General features: G+C 56.5%; 1 protein-coding gene and 1 pseudogene. Both read right to left on the reverse strand.

Annotated elements, in window-relative coordinates; genetic code table 11:
* On the reverse strand, positions 1–252 hold a 252-nt coding region (locus QWI17_RS06040), incomplete at its 3' end, for an ATP-binding protein (RefSeq protein WP_302721621.1).
* A 4-nt stretch (positions 253–256) separates the two neighbouring features.
* Positions 257–481: pseudogene (locus QWI17_RS06045) on the reverse strand (hypothetical protein); the annotation flags it as partial.

The following is a 481-nucleotide window of genomic DNA, read 5'->3' on the forward strand; positions in this document are numbered from 1 at the left end:
CACATCGACCGGAATGCCGCGACCGTTGTCGCGGACACTGATGGATTCGTCCGGGTGAATAATGACAGTGATGTCATCGCAGTGACCGGCGAGGGCTTCGTCGATCGAGTTGTCGACCACTTCGAAGACCATGTGGTGCAGGCCGCTACCATCATCGGTGTCGCCAATGTACATGCCGGGACGCTTGCGTACGGCATCCAAACCTTTCAGCACCTTGATGCTGGAGGAGTCGTACGTTTGATTTTCGCTCATGCCTTCACTCCCGATGGTCGTGGGTCTGGGTGATACGGCCTTGTTCCACGTGGAACAAAGCAACTGGCGTTTCCGTCTGCCAGCCTTCCCTCAGTAATTCGTGATCTACACAGGTGATGAACACCTGGCAGCGTAATTCTTCAAGCAAGCGGCACAGAGCGCGGCGGTGCTGGTCGTCGAGTTCGGACGGCAAGTCATCCACGAGATAAATACAGTGACCGCGGCGAGC

This window comes from Gilvimarinus gilvus (assembly GCF_030518155.1).
Classification (GTDB): Bacteria; Pseudomonadota; Gammaproteobacteria; order Pseudomonadales; family Cellvibrionaceae; genus Gilvimarinus; species Gilvimarinus gilvus.